Consider the following 26,347-nt stretch of genomic DNA (forward strand, 5'->3'; position numbering starts at 1 on the left):
TTTGATTACCTCTATAAACAGCTTCCCTCCGCCGGTATTACCCGGATTCAGGTTTTAAGGGTGTAATCTCAGCCTTTTCATGCAGGCACCCCCAGCTTGTGTAGAAGATCCTATCACGAGCAGCGAACCTTGACCAGTGATGGTTTTTGTCATTCAAAATTGAAAATTCTTGGTTTATTTCTTGTGAGATATTCCTCTTAGCCTGTTGTGTAGATTGTGCGGGCTGGGATGTCCGCGCCACAAGAATCGAAAATTTAAGTCAGTCAGCAAAAAAAAACACAAATGTGTACAAAAATTAAAATCTCGCCAATTTTTTTTGCAGTCACTCTTTAGCGCATGCAGAAGGCTTTAGCAGTAGATCCATTTAACCTTGTAAATAGGTTCGCGTACAGGCAATGTTCGTGTTTGACGCATGCTGCTGAAAGAATAATTGTTCTTCTGAAAGGCTTGTATAGCTTGTATATTTATAAATTTGTAACATAGGTAAAACTGAAACTAGTGTTCAGGCTACTTCTTGCCCATCCCAATATCTCATGGCAAATAATCCATGCCCAAGTCTCACCGATACATCATATTCAACAAACCCTACGGAGTTCTCTGCCAATTTACTCAAGACACGCCCGATCGCAGTACTCTAAAGGACTATATAAACATTCCTGACGTATATCCCGTGGGGCGTTTGGATTGGGATAGCGAGGGGTTATTATTTTTAACCAGTAACGGGCAATTACAACACCGCCTGAGCGATCCTCGGTTTGGACACAAACGAACTTATTGGGTACAAGTCGAAAGAATTCCTGATGCGACTGCATTGACGCAGCTTGAGAAAGGTGTGGTAATTCAAAACTACCAAACTCGCCCCGCTAAAGTCTTCTTGTTACCTGTGGAACCTGATTTACCAGAACGGAACCCGCCTATTAGATTTCGTAAGAACGTGCCAACTGCTTGGTTGGAAATGACTTTGACAGAGGGCAAAAACCGCCAAGTAAGACGAATGACAGCGGCAGTGGGATTTCCCACTTTGCGGTTGGTTAGGGTGAGTATCGATCTCTTAAAGATACACGGACTGCAACCCGGTCAATGGCGAGATTTGACTTCAGACGAACGAAAAATCTTGTTAAACTCTGTCTCATAAGTTTTGTGCCATAATTCTGCTCAAATTTCCAACCAATTTATTTGTAGAAGTTGTCGGAGATTTTGCAGTATCTCATTGAAGTAAAATATATGGCAACACCATTTAGTTCTATGAAAAAATACCGAACCCCATCAAACCCGCTATCTGCCAGATACCGGGTTTCTTGCTATAGTACAATCTAGTGCAGGCGATCGCATCTGTGTAGCTCTCTAGCTGAATTGCTAGGTGGTTTTGAGCGATAAAAAGCTTGCCGATATAAAAAATTCACAGTTAATATTTGTAAAAATAAGAACCGCTACAAAAATTCACTATATGAACCACAATGTTTTGTAGGACTACTGTAGGCAGGGGCTGACAATTGTGGCACCTTGGATTGTAGCGGTCTGAAGCACCTTGGAACGGGAATGAAGGAACTTCCACAATGCTGATATGCCCTCAGTGTAACTTTGAAAACCCCAATAGCAACAGATTTTGCCAAAATTGTGGCGAGTCGCTGGCTCATCGAGTTTGTCCCGAGTGTAGTGCTGATGTTGCTTTGGATGCACAATACTGCGATAACTGTGGTGCCGAATGCGGAACAATTTTGTGGGCGATTGTTATCAAAGAAAAAACGGGGGATTGGAAACTGGGGACTGTAGGACAACAGGACAAGGAGACAAGGGGACAAGGGGAGATGGAAGATTTTTCCGCTACTCCCCATTCCCCTCTTTCCTCCCCACTCCCCATGCGGTCTTATCTAGATGAACAGCAGCGATATCAAATTTTAGAACCATCACTGATTCTGGAAGATATCCCCTTTGATCGAGAAGTTGGGATGAGAGTTTTAGATTGCCAACCTTACCAAAAAACTCTTCTGGAAGTGATGCTACTGAATGACGAACAGGGAGCGGGAAACTCATCTTTTGGAACTGATGAGATTCCGAACCTTGCGAGACCGTATATTGACTTACAATCGTTGTGCCATTTGGGAATACCACCGATTCACGATACTTGGCAGCGTGATGGTATGCAGGTCGTACTTGTTGAGGATCGATCGCACCGACAGTCCTTACTGGATATCTGGCATGAAGAAACAACAAGCTCGTTGCAGATTGTAAACTTTTTTTACCAAATGACTCAACTTTGGGCAGTGCTGGAAAAAGTTCGCTGCCGTCAAAGTCTTTTAGAATTGTCTAACTTAAGACTGGATGAAGACCAATCACTGGCATTACAGCAATTGTATGTCGAGCCAGTTTATGAAGATATTACAGAAGTGCCATTGGGGGATGAAAAAGCGTCAACAGATGCTGTGAAAGCGCACCCATTCTCAGTGCAAACTCTAGGGAGGATGTGGCAAGCTTTGTTTAGAGAATCTCAACGCACTCAGTTTGGTTCTATCTTGCATTTATTAGGAGATTTGGAACTTGGTAAAGTTCATTCTCTAGAACAGTTACAATCGCGATTAGAAGCGATTTCTTGTGAATTGCAAGGTCTTTCTTCTGGAACAAGTACGGGTGCTTCTCCTGCTCCCGAAGTGCTACAAAATTCTGATTCACGGACTATCTTGCAATTGGAAGAGGAAGAAGATACTGACTCAAAAGTCGATGATATGCCAACAGTTGTTCTACCCATGCAATTAATGAGCTTGGATTATGCGGGGTTGACTGATGTGGGGCGTCAACGCGACCACAACGAAGATTACTTTGGCATTGAAACAGAGATTTATAAGTTAGAGTTGCCAAGTAAGCGTACTTTGCAAGCAAGGGGTTTGTATGTTCTGTGTGATGGAATGGGGGGACACGCAGGCGGTGAGGTGGCGAGTGCGTTAGCAGTCAGTACCTTGCGGCAATACTTTCAAACTCACTGGGCGTCTAACCAACTACCAACAGAAAAAGATATCCTTCAAGCCGTGCGGCTGACAAATCAGGCGATCTACGATGTCAATCAAAAAGACTTCCGTTCTGGTGTTGGGCGGATGGGTACAACCCTAGTGATGGTGCTTGTTTATGATACTCAAGTAGCTGTGGCTCACGTGGGGGATAGCCGTCTGTACCGCGTAACTCGCAAAAGAGGATTGGAACAAATTACCGTGGACCATGAAGTGGGTCAACGGGAAATTGCCAGAGGAGTTGAGCCTAACTTGGCGTATGCTCGCCCTGATGCTTACCAACTCACACAAGCTCTCGGTCCTAGAGATGGTAATTATATTATTCCTGACGTGAAGTTTTTAGAAATAAATGAGGATACCCTGTTTATTCTGGCTTCTGATGGTTTATCTGATAATAATTTACTCACATTGCACTGGCAAACTCACTTACAACCTTTGCTCAGTTCTAGTGCTAATTTAGAACACGGTGTCAAAGCTCTAATCGATCTGGCAAACAATTACAATGGACATGATAATATCACTGCTGTTGTTATCCGGGCAAAGGTGCGACCGAATATGGAGCAACAGTAGTGGATTTCGGATTAGGTATTAGGGAATGAAATATCGCTTATGGTCACACTGACCTTGTTAGAACCACAACAAAAAATACCCCTACAGCAGTGGCACTTTCAGGACGAAACTGTTATCCGGATTGGTCGTTCGGCTGAGAATGATATTGTTTTAAGTGATAGCTTGGTGTCACGACACCATTTGGAACTCAGACAAACGAGTCTTGCTTTTGCTGGCAATTTTGGGGATGGTTCTTGGCAGGTGACGAGTAAAGGCACAAATGGTACTTTTTTAAATGGAGTTTTGGTGACTCAGGCGCAAGTCCCTGATAATTCCTTGTTGCAATTGGCACAGGGGGGTCCCCTTTTGAGATTCCAACTCAGTGGGGATGTACAGCAACATCCTCAAGCTGCATCTTATAGTTGCACCCATGAAGGCAATTCTCCTAACAATTTATTTTGCATCCACTGCGGTCAGCCGCTCAAAGTCCTCCATAGCATTCGCCAATATCAGGTATTGAGAATTTTAGGACAGGGGGGAATGGGGACAACTTATTTGGCTTGGGATTCTACGGGAAACGTTGCCGAGCGATCGCGCTCAGCGCAAGCCGTACCCGGCTTATCGCAGCTGCTTGTCTTGAAGCAGATGAATGCTGATATGGCAAAAATTGCTAAAGCTCAAGAATTATTTGAGAGAGAGGCACGTACTCTCCAATCCCTGAGCCATTCTGGTATTCCTAAATATTATGATTTTTTTGTGGAAGGCGGGAAGAAATATTTGGCGATGGAATTAGTCCACGGGCAGGATTTGGAGAAACTGATCTATAAAAAAGGACCTGTTACACCATCTCAAGCCATTGGCTGGATGATTCAGACTTGTGATATTTTGGACTACATTCACAGCCAAGAACCTCCTCTTATCCACCGAGATATTAAACCTGCGAACCTGATGGTACGCAATTCTAATAATCGTATCGTAGTACTGGATTTTGGAGCTGTTAAGGAAATTGGTACAGCACCCGGTACCCGCATTGGGGCAGAGGGGTATTGTGCCCCCGAACAAGAGAGAGGACAACCCGTAACCCAATCAGATTTGTACGCCATCGGTCCAACGCTGATTTTTCTGCTAACTGGTGAAAGCCCTTTTAAGTTCTACCGCCAAAAGGGGAGAACCTTTCGGTTTGATGTGGGAAGTATTCCCACGATTACACCCAAATTGAGGGAATTTATCGATCGCGTTACCGAGCCTTTACCGCGCGATCGCTATCAAACTGCCAAAGAATTAGCAGCAGCGTTGTATGGGTGTCAATAAGGGTTAGTGGTTAGTTGTTGGTTGTGCAATCCTAACCATTAACCAATATCTACCAACCACTAATCATTCTTACTCTTCATCCCATGCTTCTACAGACAGCAATTCGCTCACTGGATCTTGCATGCTAAAGCCGTAATCCAGCAGTTCTTGTTTCCAATGCTGCCAGTCGTTGCCGAAGAGCAAAGCGATTTTCCAAATGCTATCTGTGGGCTTAATAATTTTAGACTCCACAAGTGAATGCACATTACGTTGCAACTTCACCATTGGGTGAATAACTTGTTGCTTACTACTCATAACCTCAATTAGTTTCAGATTTGGTTTGGTAAATGCTTAATCAAAACTGCTTTCCTTTTTGGAATTATTCCGTCGCGTAGAGTTTCGTACTTTGGCAAAGCAAGTCTTAACCTTTTAACTATATCATAGCTTACCCTAATCAGGTGCGGTTTAAGTCGGTTTTGTACGGTAATTACCACCAACTCGGTTAAATTTGCCTCTACTCCACGATCGGGGATGCCAAGCTAAAAAGAATCAGCCTTCCTCTACTTGCACAGATGTTCCACTGTGGTACGACTTGCAAAACAGTATCTGGTCTTTTCACCATAATTTATGCAGTTTTTTCAAACCTATATATTAAGGGACTGTTTCAGACTTCAAGCGAAGAATTGAGAATTTCGCAACTAAGTTGGGGATAGTGCCTGTGAATCAAACGTTATCTAGAAGGATATCGCAAACATCTGAGATTGGATAGGACTAAAATGAAACTTTATAAAAATTTAATTTTTCTTTGGGGCCAGGGACATTGGGAAGGGGGAATTGGGCATGGGATAACGAATTCGTACCTCTGTTCATCAGTTCTAATGTGAGCATTTCCGGATGATTGTCTACTTAAGAATATTTATCTCAGTACAAAATCCAAATTAAGTAAAAAAATAAGTAGCAACAGCAACATTTGCATCTATCAATGGTAGTAGTATAGAAAGGGCTTCAAATCTTTTATTTTTGTGTTATCTTGCTCGCCATTCACTACAAGGACTGGCAAAGATACTTATTGCTTAAAAAAAGCACAATCAGTTTTTGGGAAATTCCTGAGTTAGGTCAACGACAATATTGCCAAGGTTAACAGAAGAACACAACCTTCACACAAAATGTGAAAAATTCTGACTCGATGTTAGTTTATCTGAGATGGTGGGTACTCTCATAACGGGAGGGTTGCGGTACTTAAGTATTAACCGCCGCATCACATACGGAAAGCATGGCTAGTTCGGGGGAAGAATACGTAATTGTCCGCCAGAAGCAGATTGACCGAAGAAAAAGACTTGTAACGTGGATATCCATCCTATCTTTTGCTGGATCTGGGATAGCTGCAGTTGTTCCTACACTACAACAAGCTTTTCAAAGTCCTAAGTCAGCAAAGATTCATACTGAAGCAACTTCATTACAACATCAAGCGGATGGCTTCGAGTTGGTTTTACAGAGAGAACCAGAAAACCGAGTGGCGCTTGAGGGGTTAGTATTAACACGTATTAAGTTGAAGGATCTTAACGGCGCTATTCAACCTCTTGAGAAACTAGCCAAGCTGTATCCTGAACGGCAAGATTACAAACAATCATTAGAACAGTTAAAGAACCAGATAAAGGACATTAAGCCAACTCAGAAGTAGGTTTATTCCTTGGATTTGAATTAGGTATTGTTATGTCAGTTTGTTATTAGAAAAGGTGCTTATGGAAAAATATAATACTATTATTTTAGGTGCAGGAGTTACTGGATTGGCAGCAGGTATGTCCTCTAAATGTCCTGTATTTGAAGCACTCGAGCAACCTGGAGGTATCTGTGGTTCTTACTATATTAAACCCCAGGATGGTCAGAGACAAAACCATTGCCCAGAAGATGGAAAAGCTTATCGCTTTGAATATGGCGGAGGACATTGGATTTTTGGTGGCGACCCATCTGTATTGAGGTTTATGCGATCGCTTACACCCTTCAAGTCATACAATCGCAGATCTACTGTCTACTTTCCGGATCGAGATATATACGTTCCCTATCCTTTACAAAATCACCTTAGCTATTTAGGTACAAATATTGCATCTCAAGCATTAATAGAAATTGCTTCTAACGTTCAAGGTCATCCTAAAACTTTAGCAGACTGGCTTTATCAGAACTTTGGTAAAACATTGACCGATTTATTTTTTGCACCTTTCCATGAACTTTATACAGCTGGTCTTTGGACTGAAATTACTCCTCAAGACGCTTACAAGTCACCTGTAAGTTTGTCAAGTGTTATTCAAGGAGCTTTTGAAAGCCCAACACCTGTTGGATATAACACAACTTATCTCTATCCTACTGAAGGATTAAATACATTAGTTCAAAAAATAGCTGAATCTTGTGATGTTCGTTATGGTAAGAAAGTTGAACAAATCGATGTAAAAACTAAAGAAGTCATTTTCTCTGGTGGTTTGACAATCCGATATGACAAAATGATATCGACTTTGCCCTTGAATCGCATGATGTTAATGACAGGATTACACGTTGAAGCAGAGCCAGATCCTTACACATCTGTGCTAGTTCTTAATATTGGAGCTACAAAAGGCTGTAAGTGTCCTAATGAACACTGGATATACATTCCCCATAGCAAATCTGGTTTTCATCGTGTAGGATTTTACAGCAACGTAGATGTATCTTTTCTTCCGATCTCTTCTAGAGCTAACCAAGATCGTGTAAGTATTTACGTTGAAAAAGCCTACCGTGGAGGTACAAAACCAACTGAAGTAGAGATAAGAAATTACAGTCAAGCCGTTGTAGAAGAATTGTGTAGTTGGGGTTATATTCAGCAAGTAGAAGTTGTAGATCCTACCTGGATTGATGTGGCTTATACCTGGTCTTGGGCTGGTTCGCGGTGGAAACAACAAGCACTTCAGTCATTAGAAGAACATGATATTTACCTAATTGGTCGATATGGTCGTTGGATCTTTCAAGGAATTGCAGATTCAATCAAAGACGGCTTGTTTATTGGAGCAAGTCTTGCAGAATATTAGCGAGTCAACTTTTCCATACATCTGAATTCCATATTTTTACAAATCTTTGGGAAGAAGACTATACGGAAATAATCGTCGAGTAGTAAAGATTTAGTAATATTATCAATATTACCTAGAAGCACCATCTTCAAATTTAAGATATTTAATAATTATTTATAGATTTTCTCTATAAATAAAAAATTTGTAAATTAAGTGTAATTAGAGTTATTAATTTAACAGTATTTATGATAAGTTATAATCGTGATTCAGTCCCTAATATTGCTCCAGTACCGACAGGAATTCATCGACCATTTTGGTCTGTTATGATTCCCACTTATAATTGTGTCAATTATTTAGTAGAAACCCTCAAAAGTGTTTTGGCACAAGACCCCGGTCTTGACCAAATGCAGATAGAGGTCGTAGATGATTTTTCGACTAAAGACGATCCAGAAGCAGTTGTTAGAGAAATTGGGAAAGGGCGGGTTTCATTCTACCGCCAACTAAAGAATGGTGGAGCAATAGCTAACTTTAATACTTGTATTCAACGGGCAAAGGGTCATTGGATTCACATATTACACGGTGATGATAGTGTTCTACAAGGATTTTACGAACGTTTGCGACAAGGTATTGAGCAGGAACCAAATTTAGGAGCAGCTTTTTGCCGCTACATCATAGTTGACGACAATAGTCATTGGACTGAAATGATTTCTCCAGTAGAAAGAGAAACTCCTGGTATTCTTTCTAATTTTTTAGCCCCAATGGCTGTTGTCAACCGTATCATGACCCCTTCTATTGTAGTAAAGCGTAGCGTTTACGAGGAAATAGGGGCTTTTCATCCAGAATTATTTCATTCCGCCGACTGGGATATGTGGAAACGCATTATCCTAAATTATCCTATATGGTTTGAACCTCAAGTTTCTGCTTGTTACCGTCTGCATTCCTCTTCAGACAGTTCTCGTCTTAAAAAATCCGGTGACAATATTACCGAAGCCTGTAGAGCTATCGAAATTGCTGAAACATATTTACCAGCTCTTGTTGCTACTGAATTATCGAACGCAGCTAGAGAAGCTCATGCTTTTGATGCCCTCGAAAACACAAAAGAAATGTTGGAAAAAGGCAATTTAGAAGTAGTAATTGCTCAGCTTCGTGCTGCTATCAAATGCAGTCACAGTACAAGAATTTTTGAGTCATTAAACCAGATTTTACCTATTTTATTTAGATTGTTATATAATAATCATTTGTTGCCATTTGTAGCATTAGATAAATTTTTATCTGAAGCACAGTTTCTTGCTATTCTTTCACAAGATATTAAAGAGTTTCAGGCCTACCCTAATAATCAACTTACACTAGCTAAGCTTCAACAAGCTCGTCAGAAAATTGCTGAACAGTGGTTAAACTTACCACACGAGTACCTTCAAGACGCATATCGAGGAGAACTAGGTACAGCACATAAAATGCTACTTAGGATTGGTATTCAAAAAGCATCCGAGACCAATATGGAACAGGAGTTTCTAGAGAGTCAAAATCTAGGGAAAAATCAGAATGTCGAGCAAGGCAAGATTATTAAGAATATACTTGTAAAAATGCTCTATTTTCTACCTGCTACTTTTAGTCTCAAATCTGAACTGTCTATTATTCCTCATTGGTTCATTACTGATTACCTTACATTTCTGTTTGGCTCATCTTACTTCTATAAGGACAAAGCCGAAGTCGAAAAGTATCATTTTTACCAACAACAATGGATTCAAGACTTATACGATTGGTTTGACAGAATGACAGATGTTTATATATCTCGAAATGTTGCTAACTCTATTTTAGAAACAGCTAGCTTTGTTCCACCAGAAAATGCAATAAAAGATGTATATATCAAATACAAAAAAGTTTTACAAAAAGTTTTACATCTTAAGGAATGTGAAGTTACACATAAATTCGCCGAACATTTTACCGATAGAAAAAAAATTAAAATAGGTATTTTAGCGGCGACTTTTGCAGATAAACCTAATACGTGGAAAACACTGCCAGTCTATGAGTATCTTAGCCGAGAATTTGAAGTTACTCTGTATGCCTTAAGCAGGGAAGGTAGTTATTTAGAAAGATACTGTGCTAGCTGTGCTAGTGACTTCATAGTTTTGCCAGAAGGTTTAGCCCATCAAGTAGATGTTATACGTAGCGCAGATTTAGATATTCTAGTCATTACTGGAGATTCTTCAGCTATAACAAACTGCATTTATTTATTGTCTTTCCATCAACTTGCTAGAATCCAAGTTGCTACAGCGACTCCTCTATCTGAGATGGCAATTTCTACAATTGACCATCATTTATCATTGAAAGAACCACAGCTACTGGATAAGATTGCTTACTCTAAAGAAATAGCTAGTTTCTTTCAAGAAAAATTACGGGAAAGAGAACTCAGTCTTCTTCGCGATCGCCTGCATCTAAGAGAGATAAATTTCATTATATTTCCTGATTGGTCCCAGCCAGAAGAACTGCTTTGCCAGGAATTTATAGAAATCCTGAGAAATCTATCAACTCATACTCTCAGAACTCAAATGACATTACTTGTAGACACGAGCAATATTGCTGAAGATGAGGCAGAATTGCTTTTTTACAGCGTAGTCATGAATTTAATGATGGATGAAGATATCGCGATTGATGAGGAATTACAAATTTCTTTCATTGGTCACCTTAGTAAATTACAGTGGGAAAGCTTACTTTCTAGCATACAAGAAAGAATTCCATTGGTAACTGAAAACAAAGAAGCTATCATTGCCGTTTGTGCTGAAAGCATTCCTGTCAACAAAGAAAAGTAGCAACCTATCCTAATGCTTCTATCTTTGAGCGACAAAACAGATAAGTACTAATATCAGCAATCCTTAAACTACAGGCAGTATTTTATGACATTAGATAGAGTTTTTGTACCCGCTATCAACCAAGTGCCCGAAGAAGTTAACAGACCGTTTTGGTCTGTTATGATTCCGACATATAACTGTGCTAATTTCTTAGTAGAAACCCTCAAAAGTGTCTTAGCACAAGACCCTGGTTCAGACATAATGCAGATAGAGGTCGTGGATGATTTTTCTACTAAAGACGATCCCGAAGCAGTTGTAAGGGAACTGGGCAAAGGTAGAGTTTCTTTCTTTCGCCAACCAAAAAACGGTGGCCCTATACCTAACTTTAATACCTGTATTCAACGTGCTAAAGGTCATTGGCTGCACATACTACATGGCGATGACATGGTTTTGCCTGGGTTTTACAGTACCTTGCAAAAATCTCTGGAAAAAGAACCGACAGTTGGAGCAGCCTTTTGCCGACACATTTTCGTAGATGAGAATGGTCAGTGGCAATGGTTATCTGCACTAGAAAGGGAAACTCCTGGTATTCTTCCAAATTGGATAGAGAAGATTGCTATCGGACAACGAATTGAAACACCTTCAATTGTTGTAAAACGTCAAGTTTATGAAAAGTTGGGGGGATTTAATCTCGAATTATTTCACACGGCTGATTGGGAAATGTGGAAGCGAATAGCAGTACATTATCCAGTTTGGTTTGAACCTCAACCACTAGCATATTACCGCAGACACTCTGCTTCACATACTTCTCAGTTAATAAAGTCTGGGTCTAATGTTGCCAATGCAAGACGAGCAATTGAAATTACTGAATTGTACTTACCACAAGAGTACGCAACTCAATTATCCAATCGATCTAGAATAAATTATGCCTTTGCAGCTCTTAATACTGCTAAAAGAATGTTAGCTGTAGGTGACATGGATGCTGCGATCGCTCAACTTTGGGAAGGAATAAGTTGTAGTGACGCTCCAGAAGTCATTGATTCTTTGATAGACTTTGTCAAATTAAATGACTCTGAAGAAGTTTTAGGTCATCTCTCTAACTACGCCGCTCAAAAACCAGAAACCTCAACAAGCCAATCTGCACTCACTAAACTTTATCAAGCTTTAGAGGAAGAACCCGTTAGTTTAAGAACTGCAATTCCAACAATTCTTGTTGATGGCGTTGTCTTCCAGATTATAGAAAAAGCAGGAATTGCTCGTGTGTGGACAAGCTTGCTTGAAGAATGGGCAAACAATGAATTTGGCAAACATATCATTTTACTTGATCGAGCGGGAACAGCACCTTCTATTTCCGGTATTCGTTATATTAAAGCGCCAGCATATGGTTACGGTACTACAGACAATGACCGCGAAATGCTACAGCAAGTTTGTGAGCAGGTAGGCGCTGACTTATTTATTTCTACATACTACACAACTCCTCTCTCAACACCATCAGTGTTTTTGGCACATGACATGATTCCGGAACTGATGGGATGGAATTTAAGCCATCCTATGTGGAGAGAGAAGCACTATGGAATTCGGCATGCTTCTGCCTTTATTGCCGTTTCAGAAAATACGGCACGGGATTTATGTAAGGTTTTCCCAAAAGTTTCTTTACAGTCTGTCACAATTGCCAATAATGGAGTTGATCGACAATTATTTTGCCCTGCAATTCAGGAAAATATTCAAAAATTCAAAACAAAGTATGGTATTACCAAACCGTACTTTATATTAGTAGGTCCAGCAGATGGTTATAAGAATAGTCTGTTGTTCTTCAAAGCTTTTTCCCAGCTTGCCAGTCAAAACGGTTTTGAGATTGTATGTACGGGAAGAGGCTCTTTACTAGAATCTGAATTTAGAGCTTACACATCAGGTAGTCTTGTTCATATATTGCAGCTTGACGATCGAGAATTGGCAGCTGCTTATTCAGGTGCAGTAGCACTTGTTTATCCATCAAAATACGAAGGATTTGGTTTGCCTATACTAGAGGCGATGTCTTGTGGTTGTCCGGTGATAACCTGTCCTAACGCTTCGATTCCAGAAGTTACAGGGGAAGCAGCTTTGTATGTGAGTGATTTTAATGTAGAGGAACTAGCTGATGCTCTTTGTGAAATCCAAAAACCCAGTGTTCGTAAATTACTCATTGCTGCTGGTTTGGAACAAGCAAGACAGTTTTCTTGGTCAAAAATGGCGAAGACTGTAAGTTCTGCCTTGATTCATGCTACTTTGTTGCCTTTAAAGCTTAAAGAGAATAATTTCATAATCTTCCCAGATTGGTCACAACCAGAAGAGCTACTGGGAGAAGATTTGCAAACAACACTGAGAGCGATCGCATTTCTTCCTAACAGTCAAAGCATCACTCTGCTTATTGACACTAGTAACATTGCTTATGAAAACGCAGAACTGTTTTTATCTAGTGTCACAATGAATCTTTTAATGGAAGAAGATTTGGATGTGAGCCAAGGTTTAGATATTTCGTTAGTAGAAGAACTAGGTAGTATTCAATGGGAGGCTTTGCTATCTCGCATTCAAGGGAGAATCATTCTAGAACATGAAGATGCTGAGGCGATCGCGGCTGTAAAAGCAGAAAACCTTCTAGCCTTTGACATAAATAGTTTAACTGGCATTAATGAAGATGCCTTGGCAGTCTTATTCTGATAAAGCTTGCTTTCCCCAGACCCTGTAGATGGAGGTAAAGAACTTTCTAGTGGTAAGTATCGCTAACCAAACCTTATTTGACTTCTTACAAAAGTTAACTCAAAAATAAATTTCGGGCTTAAAGCTAAAGTCAGATAAAGTTTACTAGAGAAACTTTTTTATCCATTTTCTTTTAAGTTTAGCCTAAATTGTTATCAGATTTTGTAGCAAAAACATCCTGTTTATTAGCTACATTTCTGATTCATCAATTGGTTCTAGCAAATACAATTTCTAACTAATAGACAAAAAATATCTATGGATTACCAGAACTTTATTAACCAATTACCCGATTTCTATTACAACTGGAAGAAAGATTCAGTTTCTACGAAAACTAATAAATTTCAACACATATTACAGAAGGATCGAGATACAAAAACTACACCCAATCTTATGCAATTACTTAACTTTGCTGTAGATTGTATGGAGCCAGATGAAATTTATTGTGAGGTAGGTTGCTCTACGGGTGAAAATCTTATCGCTGCACTTCTAGACCATCCTAATCAGATGGCATATGCGGTGGATAATTTTTTGCAATACCAAAATAACGAAGAAGTTATTGATACGTTGAATAACAACTTATCCTGTTTTGCTTTAGAGGTACAAACATTAGTTTGCGCTCAAGATACCGAAGAATTTTTCTACGATTTACGAGAAATTGAGACAAACAATAAAATTGGTGTTTACTTTTACAATAGCGATAAGGACTACAGGTCGCAAATATTGAGTCTTCTTCTCATCAGACCGTTCCTTGCAGAGCAAGCAATTATCATTACCAGCAATAGTAATGCCATTTCTGTACAGCAAGCCAATTGGGATTTCATTGCTGCTCATTCTCAATGCAAAATACTATTAGACTTACCCACACATGAGGATAATTACAATACATTTTTGAATGGTATTCAGATTTTAAGTTGGGATACCACAAGAGATTATAACTACGATATTTCAGCTATTAAACAAGGGAATAATCAGGTATTTATCCAAGCTATTATCCAGTGGCAAGAGGAGCTTGATAATAAGAAAAAGGCACTAGACAACTTGCAAAGAGAAGCAGTAGCGTTACAACATTACGGATGCTATGAAGAAGCAGAAAAAAAGTACATGGAATTATTGGAGTGGGATAAGAATCAAGCAAGGATATGGTTAAATTTGGGGACTTTATACTATGCCACAAACCAAGATCGGAAAGCGCTAAATGCATTGCTTAAGTCTGTAGAGCTTGAACCATCAACATCTGTACCTTACTATACTATGGGCCTGGTACTGGAAAAAATTGGTGCCACTTCCCAGGCAATCAAGGCGTATGAGCAAGCGATCGCTTTGGAACCAGAAGCTGTTGACCCCTATAACAACCTAGGGAATATTTTGTTGGCACAAGGTGACCTAGACGAAGCAGAATCAATTTATCGACAAGCCATAGCAGCCAATCCCAAGCATTTTGGTAGTTATCTTAACTTGGGCAATGTTTTGATGGAACGGCAGCAAGTGGATGAAGCTGTGGAAGTGTATGAAAAGGCTCTTAATTTGAAGCCTCGTAATCCTGATGTTCTTTATAATTTGGGAGTTGCCCTAGAAGCTAAAAACGATCCAGCAGAGGCTGCCCTTCACTATGGCTACGCCTACTATCGTCAAGGAAAATATCAAGAAGCCATAGACCAGTATCAGGAGTTTCTCAAAACAAAAACAGGAGACGAAAATTTTTATATTGCTTTAGCTGAATGTTACCAAAACTTGGGTCAAGATGAAGAGGTTTTAAAAACATATAAAGAAGGAATTCAGCTTTACCCCAAATCTCCAGAACTGTATCTTTCTTTGTCATTAGCTTTACAAGAATTTGGACGTACTGAGGAGGCAATTGTAGTTGTAAGTGAAGCATCACAATTGTTACCACACATTACTATTTTACAATTAGAGAAGCAACGAATACTACCAATTCTTTATGATACTGAAGAGGAAGTAAATTTTTACAGACAGCGCTTTGCTCAAGGATTAGAAGAGTTGATTCAGCAAACATCTTTAGATACTCCTGAAGCCAGACAAAATGCTTTAATAGGTGTCGGTAGTAGAACAAATTTTTATCTACAGTATCAGTGTAAAAATGATGTAGAGTTACAAAAACGTTATGGTGAGTTTGTCGAAAAAGTTATGGCTGCTAACTACCCTCACTGGTCTAAACTCTTAGCAATACCATCTTTACACGAAGGAGAAAAAATTCGTGTTGGTTATGCCTCGTATTATTTAAGAAGTCATAATGGTGCTAGGTGGGCACTTGGGTGGATAAAAAATCACAATAGACAAGACTTTGAGATTTACTGTTACCATACAAGCCCAATTGTAGATGCTACAACTCAACAGTTCAAATTATTAGCTGATTTCTTTCATCACATACCAGATGATTTAGAAGCAGTTTGCGAGCGGATTGCAGCTGACAAACTACACATACTTATTTTTCCGGATATTGGTATGGCTCCACTTACAACTCAGATGGCAGGATTGCGACTAGCTCCCGTGCAATGTACAGCTTGGGGTCATGCTATTACCTCTGGATTGCCAACCATTGACTACTTCTTATCTGGGGATTTAATGGAACCAGACAACGCTCAAGAACATTATTCAGAGGAATTAGTTCGCTTACCCAACATCGGTCTTTGCTATCCCAACCCTGTTATTCCTCAACTTAACAAACACCGTTCGGACTTTCAGCTACGGGATGAGGCAATAATCTATTTATCTTGCCAATCTTTGTTTAAGTATTTACCACAATACGATTATGTATTCCCGTCAATCGCTCAAAAATTACCACAAGCGCAGTTTGCCTTTTTGGCTCACAAAAGCCTTCACATAACTGAAAAATTTAGCAAACGCCTACAACGTGCTTTTGCTAAATTTGGCTTAAATAGTAAAGAATATTGTGTGATTGTTCCCCGACAAAGTACGATTGGCTATTTAACCCTCAACTTGCTTTCAGATGTCTATTTAGATACTTTTGGTTGGTCAGGTGGTAATTCCACGTTAGAGGCGATCGCTTGTCATTTGCCAATTGTTACCTGCCCTGGTGAATATATGCGCGGTCTTCATTCTTATGGAATCTTAAAAATGCTGGGCGTAACAGACACAATTACTCAAAATGAAGAAGAGTATATTAATATGGCTGTTAAATTAGGGAGCGATCGGCAATGGAGAGATAGTATTGTTGAGCGAATGGACAAGCACCATTCCAATCTTTACTACGACAAAACTTGCGTGCTCGCACTTGACGATTTCTTTCGCCGTGTTATACAGCAAGGTTGCAATTGATTGTCAAAATTGAATGGCAATGGAAACAAATGTAGAGACGTTGTATGCAACGTCTCTACAAGTGTGAAATCTCCACAAACAATCCTTAACTGAACGGTCTTTACTCAGCTTCTAAATACCTCTGCCACATTTCCTCGTAAGCTTTCTCCATGTGACAAGTAAAGCGTTTCCCATTCCAAAGCGGTGCTGTAAGACGAGACTGCCGCAGTTGCCAAGCAATTTTTTGCCGCAAAGCTGAATCTTTTCCCAAGCGCACACCCCACTCTACGTATTCTTCATTAGTCCACGCAATACCTTCTGCCACACCAGCATTCATCATCATTGTGTAGCTATTACGAGCGGCAAATTGCTGCCCCACTTTCGTTACTAAAGGGACACACATCCATAAAGTTTCTAAAGTGGTAGTAGCTCCATTATAAGGGTAAGTATCTAACACTACATCAGCAATGTACAAATTGGCGCGGTGAACTGCTTCCAAAGCTACGTCTGGCAAAAAGCGCAGGCGTTCCGCATTCACACCTTCTTCTTGTGCTATTTGGATAAAAAAATCTTTTACCGCTTCTTCGTCAGCAAATCCTTTGATTAAAAAGTAGCTGTTTGGCACTTCTTTAAGAATTTGCATTTGCAACCTAACTGTCTTAGGATGCCGCTTGTAATTGCCCTGAGCACTGAGATAAACTACTGCATCATTGGGAATATCTAAGTGTTCCCGACGTAAACTTGGTATACCCACCTCAAAACCATCTACTGCAATGTAAGTTTCGGGCAAGCGCCAGATTTTTTCTGTATAGTAATTTTGAGCCGAATCCGGTAAAACATAGGGATCGGCTATGTAATAATCAATTGCTGGTATTCCTGAAGCATCCCACCCCAACCAAGTGACTTGAATAGGAGCTGGTTTCAGCGCCATAACCTCACAGCTAATGTCTAAAGTAATGCTGTCAAGATCGATCAAAATATCAATTTCATCTTCATAAATTTTCTTAGCGATTTCTCCACTATGTGTTCCTAGTTTGTGTGCTTTATCAACTTGATTGATATACCATTCTTGTAAAGGATGATAAGTATCCTTATAACAAACAAAATAGCCGTAAATTTCAAAGAGATCGCGGTTATGATGCTCAAATAACCACCGTGCTAACCATCCTACTGAATGTCTTTTTAAAAAAGCAGATAAATATCCAATTTTTAACTTTTTTTTACTCTTAGAATGTGTTTTTCTTAAAATTAATTGAGAATTATATTGTTTTCTTAGCTCTCTATTACTGTTTTGCAAACTAGATTGAAACAACTTGGCTACTTCATTTTGAATTAGCCTATTACTTTGGGCTTCGTCTCGCCAGTAGGGAAAGAAAAACGTTGAAGTTAGTAACCGAACCATATGTGGTTTATCCACCAAACTTGGCTGCTCCGCTATTAAGGACAACAGCAATGACTCATGCCTCTGAAACATTAAACTAGCTTCTTCCCAGTATCCACCTGCGTGCATTAAGCCACGCAGCACCATATGATTTGCCAGGACTTTGTCAAGCAAGTTTTCCATTAAGGAATAGTACTGCTTAGCTATCTCTATCCCTTTGGAATGTTCACCAGAATTTTGATAGAAAGCAGCTAAATGTCGCAAAACTTCTGGATTATCAGGAGCTATATCCAGACATAACTTTGCTATTCGTGCCCCTTGTGCAGGTTGCTGCATTGAGTATGCCACTGTAACTGATACCTGTAGCAAAATACGCAGCAGTGGTAGGGGCTCAATATAAGGTAGACAAGCTTGTGCAAATTCTAAAGATGCTGGAAACAGTGGTACAGAGTTCAGAATCTCCTGTAGAACTTGCAATAACAAATCAATATCTAACTCTATAAGAATATCTGCTTTAAGAAGTGGAATTAGTTCTAGAGCATTTAGCTCATCATTGGTTAACGTGTCCAGTTTAATAGCTAGTTGAGCCAAATGTAATAGATTGTTAATGTTTGTAGGCTGAATTTCTCTTATATGTTGCCGCAGTAACCAAGCTGTGGAATAATCTCTGAGTGTTAAGCGTCGTTGTGCCTCCGTTTCTAGCACAGACATTAATTCCACAGTCCACTGCTCTATCTCTGCTGGTTCTTGTTCTACTAATGCCATCAGCCAAGTTGTTTGCGCTTCTGCTTCGTGCCCCTGCAATAGCAATACTAACCCTAAATGCCAATAATGTGACTTAACATCCGGTTCTATAGCAATAGCCTGTTCGTAAAGCCGCGCACCCTGGTAGTAGTCTCCCTGAATGAGGCATTGATAAGCTTGGTTGTGTAAATCAACGCAATTACTAAAAGAAAATTTCAAAGTCATAATGGAAATTTAGGTAGCTTATTTCACTAATAAATAAAAATGGAAAAGTGAGTAGTATCAACTACCCACTTTTTCTTAAAACTTAACTCACAATGAAAGCAAGTGATACCAATTAGACAACCTAACTTCTGTCTATTTAATATCAGACATATTATTAGGACAAGCACCATTAGAAGAACCAGAGCCTATAACTTCGCCATCGTTAATTTTGTTAGCAATGGGTAATTTACCCTCACATAATGTGGCAAGAGTCAGTGGTTCGTTTATGCCAGCGACTAATTGAGTGGATGTGTAAACAACACCAGCATAAGATCTAAGTTTAGCCGCTCTAGCTCTAGCTCTATTGGTAACAAAGTTGCCAACATCACTGGCATTAGCTTCAAACACGTAGTTCTCACTAATCGTTTTGAGTCCGATACCTAATTCAGCAATCACTGTTGTGAATTGGTTATTGTTTTCTAAATAGAATGCTTGTTGAGCTCGGTTAATTGAACCAAGATTCTGTTTGGCTTCTGACTGTCTTGCTTTACTAACTTGATTGAGTAGCGAAGGTAAAGCAATAGCTGCCAATACACCGATAATAATGACTACGACTAGCAGTTCAATCAGAGTAAAACCTTCATCTTTTTTATTGCGGCGGTTCAGGTGATTGAGGAATTTAACTTGTAGTTCTGGCTTAAGCATGGGGGTCTCCTTAATATCTTTTTTTAGCTTCAAGGGTTGGATTTCGGTGTTCTAAAAAGAACTTACCCACCCCACATCCGTTCCATATCACTTTTAGTAAAAAATCTTTCTTGTTAAAAAAAGCATACGGGAAAAGCGGCTCTGGTCAAGGTTTTCGCTCTAGCAGCACATAACCGTGACTTTCCAACTTGGTCAGTAACTTCTGCAGTATCTGAAACGCTTCCTCGATCTTGACTGGCTCTAAAGTCACTGGATGTATGGGCCTAACTTTTGTCCACCTTTTCACTAAAGAGCTCATTGTCTGAGGCTCGTTAAGCAGTGGAACTAGGACAAGTGCTAAGGAACTATCAATACTGACAGGTGCTTGAGCCAATGACAAATGTTCCCTCATTTCAAATACTTTCATGTCTGTGGCGCAAGCTATCAAATCTTCTTTGAACTTCTCTGTCACAAGTTGAGGATGCAAATAAACCCATGCTTCTTCCCAGTCAGATACTGTCCATTCTGTTACTGGAACAAAGGATTCACCTCGATCTGGGTGACCACACCAAAAATCAAGCAATCGATGAATGGGGTGTAAAAGTTCAAAAATCTGTAACTGCTGCTCTACAGAAGCCTCTGGTAAGCTCATTGCCATAACAACAGGTAAATTATCAGGTTCTTTAAACAAATCTATTAAGTTCCACTGTCGCCAGTTCACCATACTGATAAATTCTAGTTCTGCCGCTCTCAAAGCAGTAAACAAATCGGTAATCGTATAACCTTTATCTCCTTGGAATAAGTAATTCATTAAAATACTTTCTTTGCTATCTTCTCCTTCATAGATAGAACTCCAGGTACTAGCTTTAAGGTTAACGTTCTCTTTGAGAGACTTCATAATTTCTTTAACAGCCTCTATCTCTATTTCTTCGGGATTGTCATCCATTAAGCCCATTATTGTGAAAACTTTTTGTGCCTGAAAAAAATTAACTCTTTGTATTGCACTGTGAAGATTGCTGCGAATTATGCCATTGGGTTGCAAAACTTCTTTCATCGCTTGTAAAGCAATGGCAGGATTAGGAAAGAGATAAAGAAGCTCATCACAATTTATATAATCAAATTTGTAATTTAGTTTTGGTAAATCCTCTACTGGTAAAACGTAAAATTCAGCATTGTCATATCCGTGATATGCCAATCGATGCCGCGCTAATTTAATAGATTCTTCCGAAATATCAATCCCAACAATTTTTGCTTCTGGATTGGCTTGTGCCAATACAAGCGATTTATAACCAGTGCCGCATCCTGCATCTAAAATGACTTTTTCTTTACTCTCTATAAATTTTTGATTTCTTAAATAGTAAGATGTAACTAAGTTATGAATGTAGAGTAAATTAGGGTTATCTTTAGGAGATTTATCTATGGGAATTCTTGGATAGGGCGCACTGTCAAATTGCTGTCGAATTTTCTCCACTAATTCAGATGATTGACTTGGCATGGAATGTTTCTCCTAAGCTAGGGTATGGAGGTATATTCCATGAGTGTTCCCAATTTTTTGGATTTCTAACACAAAAACCGCGATCGCTTTTAAAAGCAGAAGGACACAGAGTAGAAGAGAACAGATGAATCCGTGTTGCTTCCCCAAGCCCTCTGTCTACTACGCTTTAGGTATGATTCCCTCACTTCTGCCACCACTGCAGTTTGCTATGCTATACTAAGTCGTAGTCATTATGAGTTTACTTAAAGTATTATGAGCAACCCAACAGTAGAAAACGTAGTCATTATCGGTTCTGGTCCAGCAGGTTACACGGCTGCTATCTATGCTGGACGGGCTAACCTCAAACCTGTTGTCTTTGAAGGTTTCCAAGCTGGGGGATTACCTGGCGGTCAGTTGATGACGACAACTGAAGTTGAAAATTTTCCTGGATTTCCTGAAGGAATTACCGGACCTGAACTGATGGATCGCATGAAAGCTCAAGCGGAACGCTGGGGAGCTGAACTATATACTGAAGATGTTATTGAAGTTGATTTCAGCCAGCGTCCTTTTACAGTCCGCTCTGAAGAACGAGAATTTAAAACCCATAGTGTTATTATCGCCACTGGCGCAACTGCAAAACGCCTGGGACTACCCCTCGAACACGAGTTTTGGAGCCGGGGTATTTCTGCTTGTGCGATCTGCGATGGTGCTACACCTATATTCCACGGTGCAGAATTGGCTGTGGTTGGTGGCGGTGACTCGGCTGCAGAAGAAGCCATTTACCTAACTAAGTACGGCTCTAAAGTGAATTTGCTAGTTCGTTCTGATAAGATGCGGGCTTCTAAAGCCATGCAAGACCGCGTTTTAAGTAACTCCAAAATTGTCGTTCACTGGAACACCGAACCCGTAGATATTTTTGGTAACAAGAACCACATGGAAGGTGTAAAAATTCGCAACACCAAAACGGGTGGAGAAAGCGAACTGCACGTTAAGGGGTTATTCTACGCTATCGGTCACAAGCCCAATACCTCCTTATTTAAGGAACAACTGGAACTCGATGAAGTTGGGTACATTCTCACCAAACCCAATTCTCCAGAAACCAGTGTCGAAGGTGTTTTCGCTGCAGGTGACGTACAAGACCACGAGTACCGTCAAGCTATTACGGCTGCAGGTAGTGGTTGTACAGCAGCAATGCTAGCAGAACGCTGGTTGTCTTCTAACGGATTGATTCAGGAATTCCATCAAAAACCTGAAACTCCAAATAATGAGTTAGAACACCCCGCGAAGAAAACAGAAGCGCAGCAAGAAAGCGAATTTAATATTGACTCAACTCGCCATGAAGGAAGTTATGCTTTACGCAAACTCTTCCATGATAGCGATCGCCTTCTGATTGTCAAATACGTTGCTCCGGGCTGCGGTCCCTGTCACACCCTCAAACCAATACTCAACAAAGTTGTCGATGAATTTGACGGCAAAATTCACTTTGTTGAAATCGATATTGATAAAGACAGAGATATAGCCGAAAATGCAGGTGTCACCGGGACTCCAACAATTCAGTTCTTCAAGAATAAAGAGTTATTGAAAGAACTCAAAGGCGTCAAGCAAAAAAGTGAGTATCGCCAGTTAATTGCTAGCAACTTGTAGTTCTGTGGCTTTCCCATCATCTGACTTTTTTCTTGTCTTGTGGAACGGGCGTCTCGCCCGTTTTTGTCTAACAATAAACGATTCCCCCTAACCCCGCTTTTCAGGGTGATTGAGGGGGAGCGGAAAATGTCGTTAGGCTTTACGTCCTTTCCGCATCACAAAAACTATCCCACCTGCTACTTTATATTAAGTTATTAATTGGACGACTTCTATGACTCTTTCGATGATAACAGAACCCCTTCCTTTAGAACTAAATACTGATGGTGTAGTAAGAGTTGGCAGAACGCGAGTCACCCTAGATACAGTTGTTGCAGCCTTCAATCAAGGATCGACTGCTGAGGAAATTGTGTTGCAGTATCCGTCCTTGCAGCTTGCCGATGTTTATGCTGTCATCAGCTACTACTTACGACATCAACAGGAAGTTGAAACTTACTTACAACAAAGGCAGCAACGTGCAAATGAGATTCGCCAATTGAATGAGGCTCAGTTTGACCCTCAAGGTGTTCGCGATCGCCTGTTATCTCGTCGTCCAAAGCAATCATAAATATCGGGGGTCACCATCTCAAATTAATTTGTGTGTTTGCTCCATTGCATAAAGCTCCCCGATATGTAAAATGGTCACTTGTATTCAGAAGTTATTGCCCCTATTTCCTTCTTTATATAAATGACCGTTACAAAAACTCCTAAATCACGATTTTTTCGCTTTGCTAAAAATCCAACCCTGTCCCAGCAACTCATGTGGATTGGGCTAGGCATTACTCTATTTTTCATCTTTATTGCCATCTTCACCCCTGTATTTCAAAACTTGGGATGGCTTCAAAGTCCCACCTCTACTAGGGGTAACTCCGTTCAGCAGCCACCGTCCCTCGAACATTGGTTTGGGACGAGCCGTCAAGCTTATGATGTATTTTCGCGAACTCTATTCGGCGCTCAAGCCGCTTTGCAAGTTGTCGTACTAGCGACAGCTTTAAGCATGGTCATTGGTGTACCTTTGGGGATGGTCAGTGGTTATGCAGGCGGTCAGTTGGATAAAGCTTTGCTGTTTCTCATGGATAGCATCTACACTCTACCAGGTCTGCTGCTTTCAGTTACCCTGGCATTTGTTGTGGGAACTGGAATACTCAATGCAGCGATCGCTATCAGTATTGCTTACATCCCTCAATATTACCGTGTTGTCCGCAATCATACTGTCAGTGTAAAAACAGAAGTCTTCATTGAAGCAGCACAAGCCATGGGTGCTGACACATGGCAAGTTCTTTCCCGGTATCTATTTTTCAACGTTATTCAAAGCGTACCCGTTCTCTTTACCCTGAATGCTGCTGACGCTATTTTGACATTGGGAGGCTTGGGCTTTTTAGGCTTGGGGTTACCTCCTGGAGCACCAGAATGGGGACAAGATTTAAGAAGAGCATTGGATGCACTACCCACAGGTATTTGGTGGACTGCTCTTTTTCCTGGGTTAGCTATGACATTAATGGTTGTAGGGTTATCGCTGCTGGGAGAAGGTTTAAACGACTTTGTCAATCCCCGTTTGCGAAAACAGATTCGGCAGTAGAGTCGATTTTTGTTAAGCTATCTTGAAAATGGGGATTGTAGAGTTAAGCGTTACAGAAGAGGGATTGCCATTTTTAGTTGTGAGCTATTGCTTCTGGCATTCTTAGCAAATGTGGAAACTCTCTATAGATTTACCACTAACCCAGTTTGCCAATACCAATTTGAAAAAACTATATGGCAGATAGTTGGATGCAATTGAGTCTAGGCAACGCTTTCCCAATCCAAAATCCACTCATCTCAAATTCAAAATGGTATAACCTATTATTTGTTCTATTCTTACTGAGAAATTTGTATGAAAGATAACTTATCTCTAATAGCAGCGACTGCTGGTGGTTTTATGCTTTCTGTTGCCCTTTCTGGCATCTTACATGGTAACCCGGTATTATCATTGCAAAGCCAACCCAATTTTCATTCTCTGACTGTTACCACCTTTCGCCCCGCAACTCGTGAGAAAAATGAGGACACTGAATTTTTTAACGACGGTGGAAATAGTTGATTGAGGGTTTGCTTTGTGCCAATATGCCCGGTAACTGCTTTGTGTAAGGATTTATAAGGTGGAACATTCTCAAGTAATTGGTATTGACTTGGGGGGAACGGCAATCAAACTGGGGCGTTTTGCTACTGATGGTTCTTGTTTGCGATCGCTCACTGTAGCAACGCCTCAACCCGCGACACCACTACCAGTTGTCACAGCTATCGTTAATGCGATCGCTCAAGTCGATCCAGAACAACAAGCAACCGCCATCGGAATTGGAACCCCCGGACCGTCAGATGCAGCCGGACGCATTGCTAAAATCGCTATCAACTTACCAGAGTGGCGCGATGTTCCTTTAGCTGATTGGTTGGAAGCAAAAACAGGTAAGCCAACTATTGTAGAAAACGATGCGAATTGTGCCGGTTTGGGCGAAGCTTGGCTGGGTGCGGGGCGTCGTTTTAAAAATTTTATTCTGCTAACATTAGGTACTGGAGTTGGTGGAGCAATTATCCTGGATGGTCAACTGTTTGCTGGGCATTACGGTGCTGCTGGCGAACTGGGATTAATTACTCTTATCCCAGACGGTCCGGTATGCAACAGTGGAAATCAAGGATCTTTAGAGCAATATGTTTCGGTAACTGCTATTCGCCGCCGCACGGGAAAGGAACCAGAAGAATTAAGTGCTTTAGCAAAAGCGGGAGATCCTGAAGCATTGATATTTTGGCAAGAATATGGTAAGCAACTGGCAGCAGGATTGGCAACCTTGATTTACGTGCTGACACCAGAAGCGGTTGTGATTGGTGGTGGAGTCAGCGCATGTGCCGAATTTTTCCTATCAACAGTCCGTGCTGAAATTGAGCGCCGAGTGGTTCCTGCTTCACGCGTTGGGCTGCATATATTACCAGCAGAGTTAGGTAATGCAGCCGGGATGGTTGGTGCAGCGAAGTTGGCATTTTTGAAATTGGGGATTAGACAATAGTTATTGCTCCCTATCCCACTAACCCTTCATCTCCCATAAATAACCTGTTGTCTTTTGAATATATTCCACCACAATCTCATAGGACTCTGGATTACTGATAGGGTGGATAATAATTGGGATAGTACTGTCTGGGAGCCAAAAAGTTATCCTACCGTTTGGTTCTCTACAAAAAGAACTGATTTTGTCAAGGTTAACCACGTACTCATTTCGTTCGTAAAGGATTTTTACCCAATAACCTCTGTTAAATCCCACTCCCGTTACGTATTCTACATAGTTCAGAATTTTTTGATAATCTTCTAAGTTACTTTGAGGGTTGATAATAACTGGAATGGCGCAATCGGGTAACCAGAACGTAATCCTGCCATTACGTTCGCAGCAAAAAGCAGTCACGTGCTCAAAATTGACTACGTATTCATTTCTCTCATAGTAAATTTTTACCCAGTATGCCACAAAAGTTCCTCATTTAATTTGGCTAATAGCTAATGGTTAATCGCTAATAGAAAACTGACAATTAGCTATTAGCTATTAGCAATT

Annotated in this window: 18 protein-coding genes and 1 riboswitch; of the genes, 13 read left to right on the forward strand and 5 right to left on the reverse strand. The window is 40.4% G+C overall.

The features are described from left to right. Positions 1-6: 6 nt before the first annotated feature. A riboswitch (TPP riboswitch) is annotated at positions 7-103 on the reverse strand. A gap of 444 nt (positions 104-547) precedes the next feature. The 3 genes from HC643_RS13100 to HC643_RS13110 all read left to right on the forward strand — a co-directional run bounded on the left by HC643_RS13100 (position 548) and on the right by HC643_RS13110 (position 4,862). Next, a complete protein-coding gene (locus HC643_RS13100; protein WP_038079620.1) occupies positions 548-1,135 on the forward strand; it encodes an rRNA large subunit pseudouridine synthase E in 588 nt (195 codons plus the stop codon). A gap of 421 nt (positions 1,136-1,556) precedes the next feature. Beyond that, entirely contained in the window at positions 1,557-3,572 is a 2,016-nt protein-coding gene (locus tag HC643_RS13105; RefSeq protein WP_038079619.1) for a serine/threonine phosphatase, read from the forward strand. Between the two features lie 39 nt (positions 3,573-3,611). Then, a complete protein-coding gene (locus HC643_RS13110; protein WP_038079618.1) occupies positions 3,612-4,862 on the forward strand; it encodes an FHA domain-containing serine/threonine-protein kinase in 1,251 nt (416 codons plus the stop codon). Positions 4,863-4,931: 69 nt separating this feature from the next. Here HC643_RS13110 and HC643_RS13115 read toward each other — a convergent pair whose 3' ends face one another. Further along, positions 4,932-5,156, reverse strand: coding sequence for a DUF4327 family protein (locus HC643_RS13115; protein WP_038079617.1), 225 nt, complete (start codon positions 5,154-5,156; stop codon positions 4,932-4,934). Between the two features lie 958 nt (positions 5,157-6,114). On the opposite strand from HC643_RS13115, the gene HC643_RS13120 reads away from it, so the two are divergent. The 5 genes from HC643_RS13120 (at position 6,115) to HC643_RS13140 (ending at position 16,695) form a co-directional block, all read left to right on the forward strand. Further along, positions 6,115-6,522, forward strand: a complete 408-nt coding sequence (locus HC643_RS13120) for a hypothetical protein (RefSeq protein ID WP_038079615.1) — start codon at positions 6,115-6,117, stop codon at positions 6,520-6,522. 61 nt (positions 6,523-6,583) lie between these two features. Further along, a complete protein-coding gene (locus tag HC643_RS13125; RefSeq protein ID WP_038079613.1) occupies positions 6,584-7,894 on the forward strand; it encodes a protoporphyrinogen/coproporphyrinogen oxidase in 1,311 nt (436 codons plus the stop codon). 224 nt (positions 7,895-8,118) lie between these two features. Then, positions 8,119-10,683: a glycosyltransferase gene (locus HC643_RS13130; protein ID WP_063779493.1), complete on the forward strand. Its 2,565-nt coding sequence runs from the start codon at positions 8,119-8,121 to the stop codon at positions 10,681-10,683. 84 nt (positions 10,684-10,767) lie between these two features. Further along, a complete protein-coding gene (locus HC643_RS42380) occupies positions 10,768-13,359 on the forward strand; it encodes a glycosyltransferase (protein ID WP_050045745.1) in 2,592 nt (863 codons plus the stop codon). A gap of 294 nt (positions 13,360-13,653) precedes the next feature. Continuing rightward, positions 13,654-16,695: an O-linked N-acetylglucosamine transferase, SPINDLY family protein gene (locus HC643_RS13140; protein ID WP_038079606.1), complete on the forward strand. Its 3,042-nt coding sequence runs from the start codon at positions 13,654-13,656 to the stop codon at positions 16,693-16,695. A 100-nt stretch (positions 16,696-16,795) separates the two neighbouring features. On the opposite strand, the gene HC643_RS13145 is transcribed toward HC643_RS13140, so the two are convergent. The 3 genes from HC643_RS13145 to HC643_RS13155 all read right to left on the reverse strand — a co-directional run bounded on the left by HC643_RS13145 (position 16,796) and on the right by HC643_RS13155 (position 21,182). After that, on the reverse strand, positions 16,796-19,024 hold the full coding sequence (locus tag HC643_RS13145; protein WP_038079601.1) for an O-linked N-acetylglucosamine transferase, SPINDLY family protein: 2,229 nt from the start codon (positions 19,022-19,024) through the stop codon (positions 16,796-16,798). Between the two features lie 132 nt (positions 19,025-19,156). Further along, a complete protein-coding gene (locus HC643_RS13150; protein WP_038079595.1) occupies positions 19,157-19,708 on the reverse strand; it encodes a type IV pilin protein in 552 nt (183 codons plus the stop codon). 145 nt (positions 19,709-19,853) lie between these two features. Beyond that, complete coding sequence (locus tag HC643_RS13155; RefSeq protein ID WP_038079592.1) at positions 19,854-21,182, reverse strand: class I SAM-dependent methyltransferase; 1,329 nt, start codon at positions 21,180-21,182, stop codon at positions 19,854-19,856. 252 nt (positions 21,183-21,434) lie between these two features. Here HC643_RS13155 and trxB point away from each other — a divergent pair, with 252 nt between their 5' ends. From trxB to HC643_RS13180, 5 genes are all read left to right on the forward strand, one after another. Beyond that, positions 21,435-22,805 (forward strand): thioredoxin-disulfide reductase, encoded by a 1,371-nt coding sequence (trxB, locus tag HC643_RS13160; RefSeq protein ID WP_038079585.1) that lies wholly within the window; start codon positions 21,435-21,437, stop codon positions 22,803-22,805. A 211-nt stretch (positions 22,806-23,016) separates the two neighbouring features. After that, the gene (locus HC643_RS13165; protein ID WP_038079583.1) at positions 23,017-23,349 is read left to right on the forward strand and encodes a DUF433 domain-containing protein; all 333 of its coding nucleotides are present in this window, start codon (positions 23,017-23,019) and stop codon (positions 23,347-23,349) included. Between the two features lie 120 nt (positions 23,350-23,469). After that, positions 23,470-24,360, forward strand: coding sequence for an ABC transporter permease (locus tag HC643_RS13170; protein WP_038079581.1), 891 nt, complete (start codon positions 23,470-23,472; stop codon positions 24,358-24,360). Positions 24,361-24,651: 291 nt separating this feature from the next. Beyond that, on the forward strand, positions 24,652-24,855 hold the full coding sequence (locus HC643_RS13175; RefSeq protein WP_038079578.1) for a hypothetical protein: 204 nt from the start codon (positions 24,652-24,654) through the stop codon (positions 24,853-24,855). 58 nt (positions 24,856-24,913) lie between these two features. After that, on the forward strand, positions 24,914-25,813 hold the full coding sequence (locus HC643_RS13180; RefSeq protein ID WP_038079574.1) for an ROK family protein: 900 nt from the start codon (positions 24,914-24,916) through the stop codon (positions 25,811-25,813). An 18-nt stretch (positions 25,814-25,831) separates the two neighbouring features. On the opposite strand, the gene HC643_RS13185 is transcribed toward HC643_RS13180, so the two are convergent. Further along, on the reverse strand, positions 25,832-26,263 hold the full coding sequence (locus HC643_RS13185) for a hypothetical protein (protein ID WP_038079568.1): 432 nt from the start codon (positions 26,261-26,263) through the stop codon (positions 25,832-25,834). Positions 26,264-26,347: the final 84 nt, after the last annotated feature.

Origin of the sequence: Tolypothrix bouteillei VB521301 (genome assembly GCF_000760695.4) — a bacterium.
Lineage (GTDB): Bacteria > Cyanobacteriota > Cyanobacteriia > Cyanobacteriales > Nostocaceae > Scytonema > Scytonema bouteillei_A.